Source organism: Bradyrhizobium sp. ARR65 (assembly GCF_000472385.1).
Classification (GTDB): Bacteria; Pseudomonadota; Alphaproteobacteria; order Rhizobiales; family Xanthobacteraceae; genus Bradyrhizobium.
The window spans coordinates 37,363-57,475 of the sequence record NZ_AWZU01000044.1; the positions used below are offsets into that span (position 1 = coordinate 37,363).

Annotated in this window: 17 protein-coding genes, 2 tRNA genes and 2 pseudogenes; 13 read left to right on the forward strand and 8 right to left on the reverse strand. The window is 62.2% G+C overall.

Annotated features, from left to right (window positions below; all coding sequences use genetic code 11):
• Window positions 1–13: 13 nt before the first annotated feature.
• Window positions 14–1,201 carry a cystathionine beta-lyase gene (gene metC / locus F758_RS0133300; protein ID WP_024511937.1) on the reverse strand — a complete coding sequence of 396 codons (1,188 nt, stop codon included), beginning with the start codon at window positions 1,199–1,201 and terminating at the stop codon, window positions 14–16.
• Window positions 1,202–1,520: 319 nt separating this feature from the next.
• Between metC and F758_RS0133305 the strand changes: the two genes are divergently transcribed.
• Genes F758_RS0133305 through F758_RS0133320 form a run of 4 tightly spaced genes read left to right on the forward strand, consistent with a single transcriptional unit; the run spans window position 1,521 to window position 6,048 of the window.
• Window positions 1,521–2,537: an amino acid ABC transporter substrate-binding protein gene (locus F758_RS0133305; protein WP_024511938.1), complete on the forward strand. Its 1,017-nt coding sequence runs from the start codon at window positions 1,521–1,523 to the stop codon at window positions 2,535–2,537.
• Window positions 2,538–2,563: 26 nt separating this feature from the next.
• Window positions 2,564–3,772, forward strand: coding sequence for an amino acid ABC transporter permease (locus F758_RS0133310; protein ID WP_024511939.1), 1,209 nt, complete (start codon window positions 2,564–2,566; stop codon window positions 3,770–3,772).
• Window positions 3,769–5,292: an amino acid ABC transporter permease gene (locus F758_RS0133315; RefSeq protein ID WP_024511940.1), complete on the forward strand. Its 1,524-nt coding sequence runs from the start codon at window positions 3,769–3,771 to the stop codon at window positions 5,290–5,292. Before F758_RS0133310 ends, F758_RS0133315 begins: the two co-directional genes overlap by 4 nt.
• A 12-nt stretch (window positions 5,293–5,304) precedes the next feature.
• Window positions 5,305–6,048, forward strand: a complete 744-nt coding sequence (locus F758_RS0133320; protein WP_024511941.1) for an amino acid ABC transporter ATP-binding protein — start codon at window positions 5,305–5,307, stop codon at window positions 6,046–6,048.
• 160 nt (window positions 6,049–6,208) lie between these two features.
• On the opposite strand, the gene F758_RS0133325 is transcribed toward F758_RS0133320, so the two are convergent.
• The gene (locus F758_RS0133325) at window positions 6,209–7,243 is read right to left on the reverse strand and encodes a cysteine synthase A (RefSeq protein WP_024511942.1); all 1,035 of its coding nucleotides are present in this window, start codon (window positions 7,241–7,243) and stop codon (window positions 6,209–6,211) included.
• 75 nt (window positions 7,244–7,318) lie between these two features.
• Entirely contained in the window at window positions 7,319–8,548 is a 1,230-nt protein-coding gene (locus F758_RS0133330) for an SAM-dependent methyltransferase (RefSeq protein WP_024511943.1), read from the reverse strand.
• A 206-nt stretch (window positions 8,549–8,754) separates the two neighbouring features.
• Here F758_RS0133330 and F758_RS0133335 point away from each other — a divergent pair, with 206 nt between their 5' ends.
• The gene (locus F758_RS0133335; protein WP_024511944.1) at window positions 8,755–9,489 is read left to right on the forward strand and encodes a tRNA-uridine aminocarboxypropyltransferase; all 735 of its coding nucleotides are present in this window, start codon (window positions 8,755–8,757) and stop codon (window positions 9,487–9,489) included.
• Window positions 9,490–9,539: 50 nt separating this feature from the next.
• Here the strand turns inward: F758_RS0133335 and F758_RS0133340 are convergent.
• From F758_RS0133340 to F758_RS52860, 3 genes are all read right to left on the reverse strand, one after another.
• Window positions 9,540–9,613 (reverse strand) — tRNA-Cys (locus tag F758_RS0133340).
• 132 nt (window positions 9,614–9,745) lie between these two features.
• On the reverse strand, window positions 9,746–9,928 hold the full coding sequence (locus F758_RS0133345) for a hypothetical protein (RefSeq protein ID WP_024511945.1): 183 nt from the start codon (window positions 9,926–9,928) through the stop codon (window positions 9,746–9,748).
• Between the two features lie 450 nt (window positions 9,929–10,378).
• Window positions 10,379–10,507 (reverse strand): hypothetical protein, encoded by a 129-nt coding sequence (locus F758_RS52860; RefSeq protein WP_283805891.1) that lies wholly within the window; start codon window positions 10,505–10,507, stop codon window positions 10,379–10,381.
• Window positions 10,508–10,733: 226 nt separating this feature from the next.
• Here F758_RS52860 and F758_RS53480 point away from each other — a divergent pair.
• The 3 genes and pseudogenes from F758_RS53480 to F758_RS50040 form a co-directional block, all read left to right on the forward strand.
• Window positions 10,734–11,033, forward strand: a pseudogene (locus F758_RS53480) (acetamidase/formamidase family protein); the annotation flags it as partial.
• Window positions 11,025–11,219, forward strand: a pseudogene (locus F758_RS53485) (RidA family protein); the annotation flags it as partial. The pseudogenes F758_RS53480 and F758_RS53485, both read left to right, overlap by 9 nt.
• 503 nt (window positions 11,220–11,722) lie before the next feature.
• Window positions 11,723–11,941 (forward strand): hypothetical protein, encoded by a 219-nt coding sequence (locus F758_RS50040; RefSeq protein WP_157450255.1) that lies wholly within the window; start codon window positions 11,723–11,725, stop codon window positions 11,939–11,941.
• Between the two features lie 349 nt (window positions 11,942–12,290).
• Here F758_RS50040 and F758_RS0133375 read toward each other — a convergent pair.
• Window positions 12,291–12,365 (reverse strand) — tRNA-Asn (locus F758_RS0133375).
• Window positions 12,366–12,634: 269 nt separating this feature from the next.
• Between F758_RS0133375 and F758_RS0133380 the strand changes: the two genes are divergently transcribed.
• The 5 genes from F758_RS0133380 to F758_RS0133400 all read left to right on the forward strand — a co-directional run bounded on the left by F758_RS0133380 (window position 12,635) and on the right by F758_RS0133400 (window position 19,391).
• A complete protein-coding gene (locus F758_RS0133380; protein WP_024511949.1) occupies window positions 12,635–12,817 on the forward strand; it encodes a hypothetical protein in 183 nt (60 codons plus the stop codon).
• A gap of 151 nt (window positions 12,818–12,968) precedes the next feature.
• The gene (locus tag F758_RS0133385; protein WP_024511950.1) at window positions 12,969–13,634 is read left to right on the forward strand and encodes a protein-L-isoaspartate O-methyltransferase family protein; all 666 of its coding nucleotides are present in this window, start codon (window positions 12,969–12,971) and stop codon (window positions 13,632–13,634) included.
• A gap of 227 nt (window positions 13,635–13,861) precedes the next feature.
• Window positions 13,862–15,253 carry a TolC family outer membrane protein gene (locus F758_RS0133390; protein ID WP_024511951.1) on the forward strand — a complete coding sequence of 464 codons (1,392 nt, stop codon included), beginning with the start codon at window positions 13,862–13,864 and terminating at the stop codon, window positions 15,251–15,253.
• Window positions 15,254–15,584: 331 nt separating this feature from the next.
• Window positions 15,585–16,382: a PopZ family protein gene (locus F758_RS0133395; RefSeq protein ID WP_024511952.1), complete on the forward strand. Its 798-nt coding sequence runs from the start codon at window positions 15,585–15,587 to the stop codon at window positions 16,380–16,382.
• Between the two features lie 132 nt (window positions 16,383–16,514).
• Window positions 16,515–19,391, forward strand: coding sequence for a valine--tRNA ligase (locus F758_RS0133400; protein ID WP_024511953.1), 2,877 nt, complete (start codon window positions 16,515–16,517; stop codon window positions 19,389–19,391).
• Between the two features lie 7 nt (window positions 19,392–19,398).
• On the opposite strand, the gene F758_RS0133405 is transcribed toward F758_RS0133400, so the two are convergent.
• Entirely contained in the window at window positions 19,399–20,016 is a 618-nt protein-coding gene (locus F758_RS0133405) for a DNA-3-methyladenine glycosylase (RefSeq protein WP_024511954.1), read from the reverse strand.
• Window positions 20,017–20,113: the final 97 nt, after the last annotated feature.

Here is a 20,113-nt window from a genome sequence, read left to right on the forward strand (position 1 = left end):
TCGAGCGGGAGTGCTAGGCCGCGTTGAACACCGCAAAACCGCGGTCCAAATCGGCCTTGAGATCTTCAACATTCTCCAGCCCGATGTGCAGCCGCAGCGTCGGTCCGCCGGGCGCCCATCGCGTTGCGGTTCGATACTCGGTGCAGTCGAAGGGAATCGCGAGGCTCTCAAAGCCGCCCCAGGAATAGCCCATGCCGAACAGTTTCAGGCTGTTGAGCATGGCGTCGACTGCGGCTTGCGGCTTGGGTTGCAGCACGATGCTGAACAATCCGGATGCGCCGGTAAAATCCCGCTTCCAGATCGCATGACCGGGATCGCTCTCCAGTGCCGGATGCAAGACCTTGATGACTTCCGGGCGCCCCGCAAGCCAGCGCGCCATCTCAAGGCCTGCGCGATGGTGCTGCGCGAGCCGCACCGCGAGCGTCCGCAATCCCCGGAGCGCCAGGAACACATCGTCAGGCCCGGCGCAAACGCCGAGCAGGCGGATGGCCTCGCTGACCCTCGGCCAAGTCTTGGCATTGGCGGAGACGGTGCCAAACATGATGTCGGAATGGCCGCCGATATATTTTGTGGCCGCCTGGATGCTGATATCGACGCCTTGCTCCAGGGAGCGATGATACAGTGGGGTCGCCCAGGTGTTGTCGTCGATGACGAGCGCACCGCGCGCATGCGCCACGGCCGCGATGGCTAGGATGTCCGGCATCTCGAAAGATTGCGAGCCGGGCGCCTCGACCATGACCGCCCTGGTGTTGGGCTTGAATAGCTTTTCGATCGCCCCGCCGATCAAGGGATCGAAATAGGTGGTCTCAATGCCATAGCGGGCGAGCATGCCGTTGCAGAAATTGCGGGTCGGCCGGTAAGCATTGTCGCAGACGAGCAGGTGGTCACCAGTTTTTAACACTGCGAGTAGAGCGGTCGAGATTGCCGCGAGTCCGGAGGGCGCCAGGCCCACACCCGCGCATTGTGGCCCTTCCAGCGCCATCAGCGTTTCCTGCAGCGCTTTCGTGGTCGGCGTGCCATGGCGGCCGTATTGGAACTCTCCGCGATGGGCGTGCAGATCCTCCGCCGTCGGATAGAGCACGGTCGAACCGTGCACCACGGGTGGATTGACGAAGCCTTTCTGCGCCTTGGTGTCGCGGCCAGCGGTCACCAGTGTGGTTTCGGCTTGCTGCCCGCTCGGTGATCCGCTCGAAGAACCCATGTGTCAGCCGCTACCTTAAGTTTTGTCGCCGCTCGCGGCATCAGTCCGATCCCTTCGGGCGGAATTGTTAATAACAGGACAAAGAAGAGGTGCGTCAACCCCTTGACCCGGCGCGCCAGTCGTTCTGTGATGTAGAGGAGCTATTCAGTCGCCGCACGTTGAGGGGCTTGCCGCGACCTCCGATCCATCGCTTGGCCGGTCTGCGCGTTAACCGTGTTCGGGTTAGCGTTTGCGGCAGGGATCGCCGGGTTGGCCCAATGACGTTATGCGTTGAAAAGCGAACGCCCCTGAGGACGACCCCTTGAAAAGGCCCTTTGCCATGAAACGCGTACCCTTGTTGTTCACCTTTGCCCTCGCCGCCGTGTTTTCCGTCCAGGCTGCCAGTGCGGAAACGCTCAAGACGGTCAAGGACCGGGGCATGCTATCCTGCGGCGTGAGCCAGGGTCTGCCGGGCTTTTCCTCGCCCGACGACAAGGGCAACTGGACCGGGCTGGATGTCGATGTCTGCCGCGCGATTGCGGCGGCGATCTTCGATGATCCGACCAAGGTCAAATTCGTGCCGCTCTCGGCCAAGGACCGCTTCACGGCGCTGCAGTCGGGCGAAATCGACGTGCTGTCGCGCAACACCACCTGGACGCTGTCGCGTGACACCTCGCTCGGCGCCAACTTCACGGGCGTGACCTATTATGACGGCCAGGGCTTCCTGGTGAAGAAATCGCTGAAGGTGAACTCGGCCCTCGAGCTGAACAGCGCGTCCGTCTGTGTGCAGACAGGCACCACGACCGAGCAGAATCTCGCCGATTACTTCAAAGGCAACAACATGAAATATGAGGTGATCGCGTTCCAGAGCGCCGACGAAACCGTCAAGGCCTATGAGTCCGGCCGCTGCGACGTCTTCACCTCCGACGTCTCCCAGCTCTACGCCGAGCGCCTCAAGCTCGCCAATCCCGCCGATCACGTCGTGCTTCCCGAAGTGATCTCCAAGGAGCCGCTCGGCCCGATGGTGCGCCATGGCGACGACCAGTGGTTCGACATCGTGAAGTGGACGCTGTTTGCGATGATCGATGCCGAAGAGCTCGGCGTGACCCAGAAGAACGTGGACGAAATGGCGAAGTCGGATAAGCCGGACCTGAAGCGCGCCTTCGGCACCGACGGCAATCTCGGCGAACAGCTCGGTCTCACCAAGGATTGGTTCTCCCGGATCGTCAAGGCGGTTGGTAACTATGGCGAGTCCTTCGACCGCAATGTCGGTGCCGGCTCCAAGCTGCAGATTGCGCGGGGTCTGAACCAGCTCTGGAACAAGGGCGGCATCCAGTACGCCCCGCCGATCCGCTGATCTCCTCGACGCGAACGGCTGCGGCGATGAGTATCGACGACGTCCGGTCACCACCGCCGCAATATGCGCTCCGGCTGAAGCGGGCCCTTGGCGGCCGCGCCGGCTGGGGCGGGTTTGCGTTGCAGGTCGTGTTCGTGATCGCGCTGGCCTGGATCGGCTACGAGATCGTCGCCAATGCCCGCGCCAACCTCGAAACGCAGCGGATCACCTCCGGCTTCGGCTTCCTGCGGAATACCGCGGGCTTCGACGTCAGCCAGACGCTGATTCCCTATTCGGGATCCGACACCTATACGCGCGTGTTTTTCGTCGGACTGCTCAACACGCTGCTGGTCTCGGTGATCGGCATTTTCTTCGCCACCGTGATCGGATTCATCGTGGGCCTGGGGCGGCTGTCGCCGAACTGGCTGGTGTCGCGCGTGGCCGGCGCCTATGTCGAGCTGGTGCGCAACCTGCCGCTTCTGTTCCAGATCCTGTTCTGGTACCTGGCCGTGCTGGCCGCGCTGCCCGGCCCACGGCAGAGCATCTCACTGTTCAACAGCTTCTTTCTCTCAAATCGCGGCCTGGTGATTCCGAGACCACTCGCCGAACCAGGGCTTGATGCCTTCCTGATCGCGCTCCTCGTCGCAGTCGTTGCCGCGCTGGCGCTGCGTTACTATGCGCGTCGGCAATTGTTCCAGAAGGGAAGGGCGATCGACATCTGGCCCTACGTGCTCGGTCTCCTCGTCGGACTGCCGCTGGCAAGCTGGCTCATCTTCGGCGGGCCGCTCAGTTTCGAGGTGCCTGTCCTCAAGGGCTTCAATTTTGCGGGCGGGACGCGCGTCATTCCGGAGTTCGTGGCGCTCACGGTCGCGCTGTCGACTTACACCGCCGCCTTCATCGCCGAGGTCGTGCGTGCCGGCATCCTGTCGGTCCACAAGGGCCAGATGGAGGCGGGAGCCTCGCTGGGCTTGAGCCGCGGCGCGACGCTGCGGCTGATCGTGGTGCCGCAGGCGCTGCGCGTCATCCTGCCGCCGCTCACCAACCAATATCTAAACCTGACCAAGAACTCGTCGCTGGCGGTGGCGATCGGCTATCCCGATCTCGTCTCGGTCTTTGCCGGTACCACGCTGAGCCAGACCGGCCAGGCGATCGAGATCATCGCCATTACCATGGGCGTCTACCTGTTGCTCTCGCTGGTCACCAGCGCGATCATGAGCTTGTACGGATGGCGGCTGAGCCGGAGCCTCGGGCAATGACCGACATGACTGCGTCATCCTTTGTTCGGGATGCGCTGGTCGCCGAGCGGCCCGCGCCGGTCAAGACCACCGGCTTTGTCGGGTTCTTGCGCACTCGGCTGTTGAACTCGCCGACCAACGTCCTGCTCACAATTCTCGGCATTCTCCTGCTCTGGTACACGGTCATCCCGGCCATCAGATTCCTGCTGGTCGATGCGGTCTGGCAGGGCACCGACCGCAATGCCTGCCTGGAGCAGAATGCCGGCCGTCTCGTCGGCGCCTGCTGGCCCTATATCGGCGCCAAGCTCGATCAGTTTATCTACGGCTTCTACCCGACGCCCGAACGCTGGCGGGTCAATCTGACCTTTGCGCTGGGCGCAGTTCTGCTGCTGCCGTTGCTCGTTCCGCGCCTGCCGGGGAAAGGCATCAATGCCGGCCTGTTCTTTCTCGCGTTTCCCGTGGTCGCCTTCTTCCTGCTGCATGGCGGCGAGTTGAACGGCTTTGGCGTAAGCTGGACCACCGCCCTGCTGTCCGCCTTCGCCGACAGCATCAAAAGCGCGGGCGATGCGCTCGTACGAACGGGAGGGGCGATCCCGGTCATCGGACCCGTGCTCTGGCTGTTGGGGCAGGTCGTCGTCCTGCTCGGTGTGACGCTGTCTCTGATCCTTCTGCCGCTGGTTTGGCTGCGCGATCAGATCCAGGCCGCCGGCCGGCCAGTCTGGATCGATTTGACGTTGACCGCGATCATCGTCTCGGGATTGCTGTTTTGGCTGGGCGGCGGCACGCGCGCCGGATGGCGGACGCTGGCCACGAGCCTCGCAAGCTTTGCGGGCATCGCTATCGTGATCGCCGTCATGGGGCTCGACCGCGGCGGCTTGCCGATCGTCGATACAAGATTGTGGGGCGGTCTTCTGGTGACGCTTGTGGTGTCGGTGACGGGTATCGTCACCTCGATGCCGATCGGTGTCGCGCTGGCCTTGGGTCGACGCTCGACTATCCCGTTGATCAGGATCTTTTCGATCACCTTCATCGAGTTCTGGCGTGGCGTGCCGCTGATCACCGTGCTGTTCTTCGCCACCTATATGCTGCCACTGTTCCTGCCAGGCAATTTCACCGTGGACGGCCTGGTGCGCGCCCTCATCGGCGTTGCCCTGTTCTCCGGCGCTTATCAGGCCGAGGTGATCCGCGGCGGGCTGCAGGCGATCCCGCGCGGACAGACCGAGGCGGCGAGTGCACTGGGGCTCTCCTGGTGGAAGATGACGGCGCTGGTGGTGATGCCGCAGGCGCTGCGCCACGTTATCCCGGGCCTGGTCAACAGCTTCATCGCGCTGTTCAAGGACACCTCGCTGGTGTCGATCGTGGCCCTGTTCGACCTCCTGGGATCGCTGCGCGCCTCGTTCTCCGATCCGAATTGGGCGACGCCGACGACCGCGTTCACGGGCTTCGCCTTTACCGGAATGATCTATTTCGCTTTCTGCTTTGGAATGTCACGTTACTCATTGTTCGTCGAGAAACGCCTCAATCCTCACCGGCGGAGCTGAACCGAGATCATCATGACCGAGAACCCGATCGTCAGCATCAAAGGCCTCAACAAGTGGTACGGTGATTTTCACGTGCTGCGCGACGTCAATCTCGAGGTCGGCAGAGGCGAGCGTATCGTGATCTGCGGCCCTTCGGGCTCCGGCAAGTCGACGCTGATCCGCTGCATCAACGCGCTGGAGGAGTTCCAGGAAGGCGAGATCGTCGTCGACGGCATCGAACTGGGGCCGAATCTGCGGCGGGTCGACGAGGTGCGGCGCGAGGTCGGCATGGTGTTCCAGAGCTTCAACCTGTTCCCGCATCTGACGGTGCTGGAGAACTGCACGCTGGCGCCGATCTGGGTGCGCAACATTCCGCAGAAGGATGCGGAACTAACCGCGATGAAATATCTGGAGCGGGTCAAGATCCCGCACCAGGCCCACAAATATCCGGGCCAGATGTCCGGCGGCCAGCAGCAGCGCGTGGCGATCGCCCGCGCGCTCACAATGAGCCCGAAGGTCATGCTGTTCGACGAGCCGACCTCGGCGCTCGACCCGGAAATGGTCAAGGAAGTGCTCGACACCATGGTCGACCTCGCCAAGGAAGGCATGACCATGCTGGTCGTTACCCACGAAATGGGATTTGCGCGGGAGGTGGCGAACCGCGTGGTGTTCATGGACGCCGGCCAGATCATCGAGTCCAACACGCCGGCGAACTTCTTCGCCAACCCGCAGCACGCGCGCTCAAAGCTGTTCTTGAGCCAGATTTTGCGGCATTAGCGCTTGCCCCTCACGGTGAGGAAGGAGCGCAAGCGCCGTCTCCGGACGATACTGCGCATCGCCTGGAGAACCATGAGGCCCGATCTCACCCGCGGCCCATCCTTCGAGACGCGGCCTGTTGGCCGCTCCTGGAGATGAGGTCGGGATGTGGGGCGGCACGCTACACAAACGGCACGTCGATCTTGGTCCGCCGCTCCAACCACTCCGGCACGGGGAGGTTTTTCGACCGCATGAAGTCCGGGTTGAACAGCTTTGACTGATAGCGGTTTCCGGAATCCGCAAGGATGGTGACGATCGTGTGCCCCGGGCCGAGCTGCCGCGCAAGGCGGATGGCGCCGGCGACATTGATGCCGGTCGAGCCGCCGAGGCACAGGCCCTCGTGCTCGAGCAGGTCGTAGATCACGGTCACGGCTTCCTCGTCCGAGATCAGGAAGGCGTCATCGACCCTCGCCGTCTCGATGACCGGTGTGACGCGGCCAAGCCCGATGCCTTCCGTGATTGAATCTCCTGACGTCGATTTCGCCTGGCCGTGCTTGAACAGCTCGTACATCGCAAAGCCATGCGGATCGGCGCAGGCGGTTACGACGTCCTTGCTCTTCTCCTTCAGATACCGACTGATACCGGCGAGCGTGCCGCCGGTCCCGACCGAGCAGATGAAGCCGTCGATCTTGCCGTCGGTCTGCTGCCAGATCTCCGGACCGGTCGATTCGTAATGGGCCTTGGCGTTGTCGAGATTGTTCCACTGATCGGCGAACAGGACGCCGTTCGGCTCCTTCTCCCGGAGCTGGTCCGCAAGCCGCCGCCCGAGATGCTGGTAATTGTTGGGATTGGCATAGGGTAGCGCCGGCACCTCGACGAGCTCGGCGCCGCAGAGCCGCAGCATGTCCTTCTTTTCCTGGCTCTGGGTTTTCGGAATCACGATCAGTGTCCGATAGCCCCTCGCGCTCGCGACGACGGCAAGACCAATTCCGGTATTGCCCGCGGTTGATTCCACCACGAGGCCACCAGGCTTGAGCTCGCCCCGTTTCTCCGCTTCCAGGATCATCCATTTGCCGGCGCGATCCTTGACGGACTGGCCGGGATTCATGAACTCGGCCTTGCCGAGAATCGTGCAGCCTGTCTCCTCAGAGGCTCGCTTGAGCTTGATGAGCGGCGTGTTGCCGATGGCTTGGACGACGTCGTTGTTGAAAATCATGTCTTTGGAATGCCGGTCGTTTGCCCGAAGTCCAGCAAAGGTAATAGGGCGATGCGGTGGCGCAAGCCAGCGGATTTATCGCTGCTTTGCGAAGACCACCTGCCGGACGTCGATATTGCCGGAGAGGAATCCGGCCTCGCAATAGGCCAGATAATACTCCCACAACCGGCGGAACCGATCGTCGAAGCCAAGCGGTCTGAGGTTCGGCCAGGCGCCGCGGAAGTTGTTTCGCCAGGCGGCGAGCGTCTTGGCATAATCTTGCCCGAAAATGCGTTCGCGGATGACAGGAATGCCGAACCGCTCGCCCAGCGATTTCAGGACCTGTGGCGAAGGCAGCATGCCGCCCGGAAACACGTAGCGCTGGATGAAATCGACCTCGCGCCGATAGCTCTGAAACATGCTGTCTTGAATCGTGATCGCCTGGATACCGGCCAGCCCACCGGGCAGCAGACGGTCGCGGAGCTGGGAGAAATATTTCGGCCAGAATTGCTCGCCGACCGCCTCGATCATCTCGATCGAGGCGATCCGGTCGTATTGGTCGCGCTCGTCGCGGTAGTCCTGCAACCTGATCTCGACCTTCTCGGCAAGCCCCGCTTCGTGCATGCGTTTTTGCGCGAAATCGCGCTGCTCCTTGCTGATGGTGAGCCCGACCACCTTCGCGCCAAAGCTCTTGGCGACGTATTCGGCAAAGCCGCCCCATCCGCAGCCGATTTCGAGCAGCTTTTGGCCCGGCCTCAGGTCGATGGCTTCGGCGAGCCTGCGATATTTGTTCTTCTGCGCCGCCGTGAGGTCGGCGGTATGGTCGTCGAACAGCGCCGACGAATAGGTCATGCTGGGATCGAGCCAGGCCGAATAGAAGGCATTGCCGATGTCGTAATGCGCATAGATGTTGCGCCGCGCCTGGCGCCTGGTGTTGCGGTTGAACCAGTGCCGCACCATCTGCACCAACCGCATCAGCGGCTTGTTGGCGAGCATCGCCTGGATCAGGTCGTGATTGAGGCAGAAGACATAGAGAAACTGCGTCAGGTCCGGCGTATCCCACTCGCCGCTTAGATAGGCCTCGGCGATGCCGATGTCGCCGCCCTTGAGAAGCCGCGCCGCAAAGCCGTAATCGTGCACGGTCATCTTCGCCGCCGGGCCGGGCTCGACACCCCCGAGCCGGACCACGCGACCATCGGGCAGAGTGACGTCGAGGGTGCCGCGCCTCAGTCGTGAGCCAAATCCGAGTGCCAGCCGCACCAGGCGCGGCAGGTCAGAGAGCTTCGCATCCAGATTGTCAGGGGTTACCGAGATGACGTCAGACATGCAGATCCACCACTCATGTGGCCCTGTGTCCGAACGCACGTGTCTACCGGCGGGCAAGCCTCCACGCTCGCTGGACCAGAGCGCGCCCCCCGCGGGCGGTCAGCGCGGAACCACTATTAGCGTCGGTTCCATGATGAGCCAAGGCTGTTCGGCGATGGCGTGGAGCGCTTGTTGAAGCAGGAGAGGGTGCGGCGTATAGCCGGCCCATGTCAGATTTGAGCGAAAGCCCCGCCGGAGCGGAGCACGTGGCGGAGTGCCAGCGCTGCCAGAAGCCGCTGCCGCTCTGCATCTGCGACAGCATCACTCCGATAAAGAACCGGATATCGGTCCTGATCCTGCAGCATCCTCAGGAGCAGGACCGGGCGCTCGGGACCGCGCGGTTGACCGCGCTGCATTTTACCGACGCGGTCGTCAAGATCGGGCTGTCCTGGCCGAGCCTTGCCAAGGCGTTGGGGCGGCCGGTCGCCGATCCCTCGCGGTGGGCGGTGCTGTATCTCGGCTCGGCGAACGCGGCCGCGCTCGATCCGGGCAAGGAGATCGTCGCGCTCAATCGCAAAGGCGAACTCGCCGATAACCAGCGGACGATCCTGGAGCGAATCGAGGGCGTGGTGCTCCTCGACGGCACCTGGAGCCAGGCCAAGGCGCTGTGGTGGCGAAATCCGTGGATGCTGAAATGCCAGCGCGTGATCCTCGGGCCGAAGCGGCCATCGGCTTACGGCGAACTGCGCCGCGAACCCCGCCGCGAGGGGCTGTCGACGCTCGAGGCGGCGGCGCTGCTGATCGCGGCGCTGGAAAAAAAGCCGGACATCGAAACGACGTTGAACGCCGCTTTCGGGCGGATGCTGATGCGCTTTCGTGAGGTCCAGCGCACAAATCCCGAACTCGCCCCGCGGCCCAAGCCGCGAAGGAGCCGCGATTTCCGCCGGCGGAAGCGGGCGTAGCGGAATTTGTTATGGGCGAATATAGCTGCCCGCCGAGTCGGGAGGAGCGATGGAGGCCACGACCAGAATTGAACTGGTGTAAACGGTTTTGCAGACCGCTGCGTAACCACTCCGCCACGTGGCCCCATTGCGCGGGTTAGATACAGGCGATCAAGGGCTCAGGCAACCGCCCGTGCCAGATTATTGGCAGGGTTCCGGCTTTGTCCAAATCAATGCCTTACGCTAGATTTTGATCGATCAAGGGAGCGGCCCGCGCCTAGCTGGCCGCGTACCAGCCTTCCGGGAACGGGATCAGCGGCCAGGTCGTGTCGTTGTCGTTGGCCGCCTTCGGCGGCACGCGAAGGAGCGGTAGCTGAGCCAGGATTGTTTCCTCCCCTTGGGCCGGTGCAATCGCCGTCCGGACCACATCCAGCATTCGTTCGAACTCAGCTTCACTCATTGCGCTCTTCCCTTTGAAGCGGCGCAATAACGTCGCAAAAGTCGCTTGTTTCGCAGTTGAGCGGATCGCTCAAATTCTAACGATGCCGGCGCTTGGGCCCGCATGGTTAGCAAGCTCTTGCGATTTCGCGCGGACCCTAGTGGATGCGTGCGCCCCGCAGTGTGAGAAAATCCACATTTGCACGGAAAAATTTCCTCCGAGTCAGCAGCCTGCCGCGCCGTTTTCCGGCGATGAGGCGACATCCGCCGCGTCGAACTGGGGCTGTGGACGGACTTATCCCGCCCTGTGAATTCCCGCGCAGCAAGTCCTTGCGATCAGCCGGAATTTTCTTGAATCAGGTCCTGTGCAAATGCTGCGGACAGCCGCAGACAAGCCACCCCATTTAGACAAGCCACCACATTTAAGGAGCCGAGGCCGTCCGCCCAGGGCTCCCCGAGAGGCGGAAGATCGCTAAATTCCGAGCACCCAGACGGCTACGATCGTCACAATCACGGCGATTCCGCTGATCGTCCAACCTGTCACATAGGCCCCGCCATCCGGCTCCGGCCGGTCGACCATGGTGTCGCGCCAATGGTTCATGACAGCCTCCAAGAGCTTTTGCTTCTTCTCAGTTGGGTGCCGCGAAGAGCGGGAAAGGTTCAAACAACGGTTGCAAGTGGCCGGCGCTCGCCCCGCGACACAGTTTTTGGCAGCCGGCTGCCTGAATCTTTGGGGGCGCCTGATCCAATTTTTTGCGCGCCCTCGGACAAGTTTTTCCAAAAGCGTTGGCCCAGGTTTCTTCGATGTCTGGACATAGCAGGCGCCATGGCACGTGATCCTGCACAAGAAGGGCGCGCTTGCGGGGGAGCCCTTTGCCGATCTCAACTATCCCCTGATCGAGACCGAGACCGATTGGGTGCTGACCGGTTTCAGCCATCCCAACTATCTCGCCGAGTTCGGCGCACACGGGCAGAGCGAGTTTTACGCGACGTCCTCGCTCGACCTCGCCATGAAGGACGCGTTCCGCAAGGTGTGCCGCTTTATCATGAACATCAAAGGTCTCAGCGAGGACGAGGCGATTGCCGTGATGTCTGCCGCCGTCGACTTCAGCGTTACGCAGCAGGTCGTGATGGCGCGAATCTATCTGACCCGCTTCAGCGAAGACTTTGCGGCGATGAAGATGAATGAGACCTATCGCCGGTACTTCGCGGCGGATTGGCTACCCGCGCGCACCTGCGTGGGCGTGACCGGACTTGCTTATGATGTCCTGATCGAGATTGATCTGGTCTGCCGGCGCGAATCGGTGCCGTGAGCGGTAAGACGAGGGGGAGCTGAACACCAGTTTACCGCATAGGGTCGCGCGGGCTCTTCCGGATGTTGTGCGCCATGCGACAAGCGGTCACAGCCGCGGATTCCCCACCACATCGCGCGTGCGCCTTTGATAAGATGATACCCGTAGTTGTACGGGGCGCCTGTTCCTCAATGCGGTTACATTCCGCTGCAACGATCCCACGATGAGCGGAGAAGCCGAGTTCGACCATCAACGGGAGGCGGAGGCTGCCATGAAGATGGCGGCCGCTACGAGCGGAGATGAGCGGCTGACATGGGTGCGGGTCGCGCAAGCCTGGCATGAACTCGGTCGCGCCCGAGGGGAAAGGCCGGTGTACGTTAACCGTACCCGCAGCTCCGAACAAACTAAATTGAAACGCTGATCCGCGCGCCCTGTGAAGCCGACTACAGACCCCGCGAAACGCTGTGGAAGAGCCCGCGTGCTGCACGCCGCTCTATTGAACGCATCAATTTCGGGGCCTCACGATGACTGCTGTTGTCGCCGTTCTCTCCCGCTCGATCAGCGAAAACTCCGATTTGTCGAAGGTCGCTTCCGTTTCGCTCGCCGGATTGCTCCTGTCGGCCATCTTCATCCGCTACGGCATCGACCTGGGATCAGCGGTGCTGTCGCACGCCGCCCCGATCATCGCTCGGCATCATCGCCGCTTCTCTCGCCGGCTTTGTTCTTTTGTCGCGATCTCTTGAGCACGTCGGCCTGGGTTCGATAGGCCACGGCCATGGCCCGCAAGCCAGCCGATCTCTCCGGATCCAAAGCTTGGGCCGCTGCGCGCTCGGCCTTGTCCGCTTGCTTGCGCAAGAATTTCGTTTCCTTGACCATGTTGGGCTGGCCCTCCTTGCCGGGTGCAAAACACCCCGATACCCACTTGGTTCATTTGGCTGGTTGGAGCCGACCGTGCCACCAGCGAAACGGAACGCCGATGGGCTGCATGGCGATTGATCGGGGTCGGTTTAGCGCACGGCTGTAGAGGAAAAGCCCCGATAAGCGCTTGGCTGTGGTGAGGTTGAAACTGTTCGCGCGGCGATGTGCCGGAACTGGCTCCCCGGGCTGGATTCGAACCAGCGACCATCCGATTAACAGTCGGATGCTCTACCGCTGAGCTACCGAGGAATGAGCGAAACAAATGTTCGCGAGCGCGGAGCGTATAACAAAGCCTTTTCCGCTTGCATAGGAGAAATCGCGCACTTGCTTGTGAATGTCGCCAGGGGTCGAAACGCAAGGTGCCGCAATAAGTTGCCTGACATTTTTGAAACCGGGGAGGGGAATCCTGGGTCCCCGTTCACTTCTTTTCAGTGTCGCGGGCCGGGCTCGCCGCTGCGACGCCAAATCGACTTATTTGGCCAAGAGCCTTCGGGCACGGGTTTCACGGAGGTGATTCCATGAAAGAGAGCATTGGGGCCCAGCGAACCGATTCGATGCCCTCGATTGTTCCAAGCCACGTGGTCTCGCTGACCGATGACGAATGTGTCGCCCGCTTGGCGCGCGTCATCGAAGAGCATGATTTTGGCCATTTGGACGAGATCGCTCGGCTGATCGGCCGCCTTGCTGTCACAATCGAATAAAGGCAATCCCAAAGAACCGGACCGAGAACACGGAGGGGCCGGCCCTGCCGGTGCCCTCTGTGTTGCGTTTTGGCAGGGCTTGTACCAAAAGATGCGGCGTTCAGCTCCTTCCGCGGGCTTGCTCCGCTTTCGCTTCTGACAAGGTTCACCAATGTCCGGTTTTGCGACCGCGCGCCAGAAAATGGTCGATGGCCAGGTGCGCACCAATGACGTCACCGATACGCGCATCATCGAGGCGATGCTTGCGATTCCCCGCGAGCTGTTCGTCCCGCAGGACAAGCAGGCGCTCGCCTATCTCGACCTCGATCTCGACGTGACCGCGGGCGGTTCCACGAAGCGCTTCATGATCAAGCCTCAGGTTCTTGCCAAAGTGCTGCAGGCGGCTTCGATCGCGGCAAGCGACAAGGTGCTGGTCGTGGGTTGCGCGAGCGGCTATGCGGCGGCGGTGGCCGCCCGCCTGGCGGCAAAGGTGACTGCGACCGAAAGCGATTCGGAGCTGGCCGAGAAAGGCAATGCCATACTCAGCCAGCTCGGCTTTACGAACGCGACGATCAAATCAGGAGCGGCTGCTGACGGTTATCCGGCCGATGCGCCTTACGACGTCATCATTCTCAATGGCGCCACCGAAGTGAGGCCGGAGCACCTATTCGACCAGCTCGCCGAGGGCGGTAGGCTGGTGGGTATCTTTGCAGCGAGCAGGCCCGCTCGCGCCACCCTCGTGACCCGCTCGCACGGGGATCTCGGCCATCGCGCGCTTTTTGACGCCGCCGCCCCCATTTTGCCCGGGCTGGAGCGGCATCCGAGCTTCGTGTTCTAGGCCAGTGGCATCCCAGGGTGGGCCAATGGGACATCCCAGGTGGTGTTAAAATCCCATTTTGAATCAGAAGTGTGGCGCGGATGCTGCAGCCACAGAGTTTCCTTTGGGTTCTGCCCGGAGGTGGTTCCGTAGCGCCTGTGCGCAGCTTATGTTGGGCGGGGCGCTGACTCTAGGGGTGGCCCGGCAAGCTGGGGCGAGCCGGTGCTAAAATGAATGGAATAACAGGAATGCATGGGGTGAAGGTCTTCACCGGAGCTGCGGCTGCGGTCCTTCTGATGGCGTGTGCCGGACCGACGCCGGTCCTTGCGGACACGATCGAGGCTGCGCTGGTCCGGGCCTATCAAAGCAATCCCCAGCTCAATGCGCAACGCGCGCAGGTGAGATCGACTGACGAAAACGTGCCGAAGGCGCTGTCGGGCTATCGTCCCACGGTGAACCTCACCGCCAGTACGGGTTATCAATATACAGACGAGACGTTGAGCCAGAGCGGCGCCAAGCTCAGGGTTCATGGCACGAACATTCCCCGCAGTGTCGGTCTCACGGCCTCGCAAAATTTGTTCAACGGATATCAGACCGCCAATGGCGTGCGCGCGGCCGAAGCCCAGGTTTCGGGGTCACGCGAGGCTCTGCGTGTGCTGGAAGAGACGGTGCTCTTCAACGCCGCCACGGTGTACATGGACTATCTGCGGGATGCGGCCAACCTGGAGGTCCAGAAAAGCAACGTCCGCGTGCTGGAGCAGACGTTGAAACAAACGCGCGATCGCTTCAACGTCGGTGAGGTGACGCGCACCGACGTCGCGCAATCGGAAGCGCAGTTGGCCGCCGGCAAGACACAGGAACTGACCGCCGAGTCGAACCTGACGACGACGCGGTCGAATTTCCGCCGCATCATCGGCACCGAACCTACAAATCTTGCGCCGGGTTCGCCGGTCGACCGCTTTCTGCCCTCTACATTGCAGCAGGCGGTTGACATCAGCCTGATCGAGAATCCGAATGTGACCGCCGCCATGTACGGCATCGACGTCAACTATCTGCAGGTGAAGATCAACGAAGGCGCGCTGCTGCCGAGCGTTACGTTGCAGGCATCGGTCCAGCAAGCCAACGACCAGAGCCCGACGATCGCGCAACAGTTTACCGCGTCTGCAATCGCGAATGTTAGGGTTCCGATTTACCAGGGCGGCGCGGAATACTCGCTAATCCGCCAGTCAAAAGAAAACCTCGCGCAGCAGCGGCTCAACTTGGAGACGACCCGCGATCAGACCCGCGCGAACACGGTCACAGCCTGGGGCCAACTGGTTGCAACCAAGGCGCAGGTGGCGTCGGCGCAAGCGCAGGTGACGGCGTCCGAGATCGCGCTCAATGGCGTGCGCGAAGAAGCTAAGGCAGGCCAGCGCACTACGCTCGACGTGCTGAACGCGCAGCAGGCGCTGGTCAATGCACGCATCGCGCTCGTAACTGCGCAACATGATCGGGTCGTCGCATCGTACAACGTACTACAAGCGATTGGGCGGCTGTCGCCGCAGGTGCTCAATCTGCGTACCCCGACTTACGATCCGAGCGTGCATTACCAGCAGGTTCGCGACAGTTGGGCCGGCGTTCGCACGCCCGACGGACGCTAATCGCGCACCATTCAGCGACGAGTCGTTTTCAAGCGCCGGAAGATCCGTTGGGTCTTCCGGCGCTTTGCTTGCAAACGCTGACAGCCATGACATAGCCTTTCTTTGGGCGACAGAGCGATTCGCGCGTCCGGAGAGTCGTCAGCCGCGACGCTTCGTTTGCCCTCAAGCAAGGGGTGGGGCTTTCGCGCGAGTTGCATCGAGCGGCGCTTGATCTGGGGACAAGTGAGTCCTGGGCGATCAAATCGCCGGCTCCTCGGCCCCGGAACCGGAAAACCCGTCGTGGCTGATGTAAAACAACGCATGCGAGGGCGTTGATGATGTGGAGTCGGAAATGACGCAGCCTGCAAAGGTCCAAGAACCCTCCATGGAGGAGATTCTGGCGTCGATCCGGCGCATCATCGCCGATGACGAGGCGAAGCCGCCGGCAGCCGAAAAGCCTGTCAGTCCGCCACCGGCGCCCGCCGCTGCAAAACCGGAAAAGCCCGCTGCGCCACCGGCCGCCGCCAGGCCGGCAACCGCCGACATGCCGCCGTCGAAGATCCCCACGGCGCCGCCTGCTCCGCCAAAGGTGGCCGCGCCGCCGCCTCCAGCACCGCCGCAATCGGCACCGGCTCCTGCGGTCGCGGCCAGCAACAGCCAGGACGACATCGACGCTCTGCTGGCCGGCCTCGACGAAACCACGACGCCGGAGGAAGTGCGGCCGCCGCAGCCCGATGGCGAGGTGTTCGAGCTGACCGACGAGATGGCGGTGCCCGCGCCGCAAGCTCCGCCGCCGCAACCGCAGCCATCGCAAGCGTCGTTCCAAAAGGTCGAGCCTCACGACGACATCGAGTTCGCCGAATCGGCCGCTTCGCGCGCGATCCATCGGCCGCCTGCTTACGATCGGCCCCCACTTGAGCCGCCGGCGGCGCCCTCAAGGGAGATTTTGTCGCAATCGACGGTGGCCGCCGTGGAATCCGCCTTCAATACGCTTGCCAATACCGTGCTCAGCAACAACGCCCGGACCCTGGAAGATCTGGTCAAAGAAATGCTGCGCCCGATGTTGAAATCCTGGCTCGACGACAATCTGCCGGGCCTGGTCGAGCGGATCGTAAAGGCGGAAATCGAGCGAGTTTCGCGCGGCCGGTAAGCCGTCGGGCAGGGTTGACCGCCCCCATTCAGCCACTAGCTCCGCTCTTATGCGCGATTGGGCCGGTCTGTCCGGTTGACTTGGCGCGCGCGCGCGGCTTTCTAGCCTGTTCCATACCCCGATTGCACGGCCATGATCGAAAAAACCTACCAGCCTGCCGATATTGAGGGCCGCATGTCCCTCGTCTGGGAAGATGCCCGCGCGTTCCGCGCCGGCCGTCCGGATCGGCGCGATGCCAAGCCATTCACCATAGTGATTCCCCCGCCGAATGTGACGGGCTCGCTCCATATGGGGCACGCGCTCAACAACACGCTGCAGGACATTCTCTGCCGCTTCGAGCGCATGCGCGGCCGCGACGTGCTGTGGCAGCCCGGGACCGATCACGCAGGCATCGCGACGCAGATGGTGGTCGAGCGGCAGTTAATGGAACGCCAGCAGCCGGGCCGACGCGAACTGGGGCGACACAAATTCGTCGAGCGTGTCTGGCAGTGGAAGGAAGAGAGCGGCGGCACCATCATCAACCAGTTAAAGCGTCTTGGCGCGTCCTGTGATTGGTCGCGTGAGCGCTTTACGATGGACGAGGGCCTTTCGCGCGCAGTCGTGAAAGTGTTCGTCGAACTCCATCGGCAAGGGCTGATCTATAAGGACAAGCGGCTGGTGAATTGGGATCCCAAGCTGCTGACTGCGATTTCCGACATCGAAGTGCAGCAGATCGAGGTCAAGGGCCATCTCTGGTATCTGCGCTATCCGCTGGAGGACAAGACCTTCAGCCCCGACGATCCCTCAAGCTTCATCTTGGTCGCCACCACGCGTCCCGAAACCATGCTCGGCGATACTGCGGTTGCGGTGCATCCGGACGATCCGCGCTATACCCACCTAGTCGGCAAATACGTGATCCTACCACTGGTCGGACGCAAGATTCCGATCGTCGCGGATACCTATTCCGACCCCGAAAAGGGCTCAGGCGCGGTGAAGGTGACGCCGGCTCACGACTTCAACGATTTCGAGATCGGCCGGCGGCACGGTCTGCCGCAAATCAATGTGTTCGACAAGGAGGCGCACCTCGCCCTGGTCGGCAACGAAGACTATTTGCGCGGATTGCCGGAAGGCTCGCAGGAATTTGCCGAAGAGTTCAACGGCGTCGAACGCTTTGTTGCGCGCAAGAAGCTGGTGGCGCGTCTGGAGGATTTCGGTTTCCTCGAGCGGATCGAGCCGAACACCCATATGGTGCCACACGGCGACCGCTCGGGCACGGTGATCGAACCCTATCTCACGGACCAATGGTACGTTGACGCGGAGACTCTGGCGCAGCCGGCGATCGAGGCCGTGCGCTCGGGGCGAACGGTTTTCGTCCCAAAGAATTGGGAAAGGACCTATTTCGAATGGATGGAGAACATCCAACCCTGGTGCATCTCGCGCCAACTCTGGTGGGGCCACCAGATCCCGGCGTGGTACGGGCCGGACGGCAAGGTGTTCGTTGCCGAGACCGAGGAAGAGGCCGTCAGCAACGCGCTTGGCTATTATGTTGAACAGGAGGTCATCACGCCCGAGCAGGGGCGGGAGATGGCGCTCGACCGCAACAAGCGCGCCGGTTTTATTACCCGCGATGAGGATGTGCTCGACACCTGGTTCTCCTCGGCATTATGGCCGTTCTCGACCCTCGGCTGGCCCGACGATACACCGGAGGTGAAGCGCTATTACCCGACCGACGTGCTGGTCACCGGCTTCGACATCATCTTCTTCTGGGTCGCGCGAATGATGATGATGGGCCTGCACTTCATGAAGGAGGCACCGTTCTCGACCGTTTACATGCACCGTCTCGTCCGCGACGAGAAGGGCGCGAAGATGTCGAAGTCGAAGGGCAACGTCATCGACCCGCTCGGCATCATCGATGAGTATGGGGCGGATGCGTTGCGCTTCACGCTCGCCCGCGGCGCCGCCCAGGGCCACGACATCAAGCTGTCATCACAGCATGTCGAGACCAATCGCAACTTTGCAACCAAGCTCTGGAACGCTTGCCGCTTTGCGGAGATGAACGACTGTGTGCAGCCGGAGGGCTTTGAGCCGACCAAGGTCAAGGACACGCTAAACCGCTGGATCGCGCATGAGACAGCGCGCGCCGTGCGCGAGGTGACCGAGGCTCTGGAGGCGTTCCGCTTCAACGACGCCGCCAATGCGATCTACCGCTTTGTCTGGAACGTTTATTGCGACTGGTATCTCGAGCTCGCAAAGCCCGTGCTGACCGGGCAGGAGGGGCCAGTGAAGACGGAGACCCAGGCCATGGTGGCTTGGGCGCGCGATGAAATCCTGAAGCTCTTGCATCCCTTCATGCCCTTCATCACCGAAGCGCTGTGGGAGACGACGGCGCGTCGCGAAACCTTGCTCGCCCTGACGCCCTGGTCGCGCAAGGAAGCGGAGCTGACACCCGAGCAGGTTTCGGAGATTACGTTGATGACGAGCATGAGCGCCAGCGATCCGCTGGTTCCGCCCGTGCTGTTATCCTTCGATCCCTCCTTCGAGGACACGGCGGCGGAGGCTGAGATCGGTTGGGTCGTCGATCTCGTCACGGCGATCCGTTCGGTGCGCGCCGAGATGAACATCCCGCCGGCGACATTGACGCCGCTGGTGCTGGCAGGCAGCTCCGCCGAGACCAAAGAGCGCGCGCCGCGCTGGAGAGAGGTGATCAAGCGCTTGGCGCGGCTGTCAGAGCTTTCTTTTGCCGATCGGCCGCCCGAGGGGGCGGTGCAGGTCGTCGTGCGCGGCGAGGTTGCCGCTCTGCCGCTGAAGGGCGTGATCGACCTGTCCGCGGAACGTGCCCGGCTCGATAAGGAAATGGCCAAGGCCGAAGCCGACATCAAGCGCGTCGACGCAAAGCTCGGAAACGAGAAATTCGTCGCCAATGCGCCCGAAGAAGTCGTCGAGGAAGAGCGCGAGAAGCGTGAAACAGCCGTGGCGCGCAAGGAGAAGATTCTCGAGGCGCTGGAGCGACTGCAGCAAGTTGGCGTTTAGCATTGGTTCAAGCCGCGCTCGGAAAGGGCTTGCTTAGAAATTTCGAGCCCTTCAGTCCGTAGCGCCAGGGCAGGTCGATGGCCTTCGTGATGCCGATGCGGACGCCGGCGGCCAGCTCCGCCTTGCTGGTCCGTGCATAAAGGGCAAACGGCGAGGCATCGAGCGGCAGGCCGTTATGCGCTTGGGTGATGCCGAGCGCCTCCGTTAGTTTGCCCGGCCCCGAACACAGCGCCCGAAGGTCATGCAGGCCGCGCCGCCGGCGCATTGTTTCGATCCCGTGGGTCGGCTTCAGTGCGCGGATGAGGACCGCGCTCGCCGAGCCCGCCTGTTCGCAGACAAAGTTCACGCACCAGTGGATGCCGTAGGAGCGGTAGACATAGGCAAAGCCCGGAGGACCGAACATCACCTGATTGCGCGGGGTGGGGCCACGGTAGGAATGCGCGGCCGGATCGGTGTGATGATAGGCCTCCACTTCGACAATGAGGCCGCCGATGCCATTGAACAGAAGCGTCGCACCGATCAACTCGGGTGCGACTTCATGCACGCTGCGCCCGAAAAATGTCCGTTTGAGCGGCTTGCCGAGAATGGGCGCAGAGACAGCAGCCGGTTTCGAGTTTTGAGCCATTTTCAAGGAGGAATCGGTAGGGAACAGGTGGTGGGGGTGCGAATATCACTACCATTCTGCTAGTGTCCGGGGCAGCCGGGTTGCGCGGTTCCGGCAT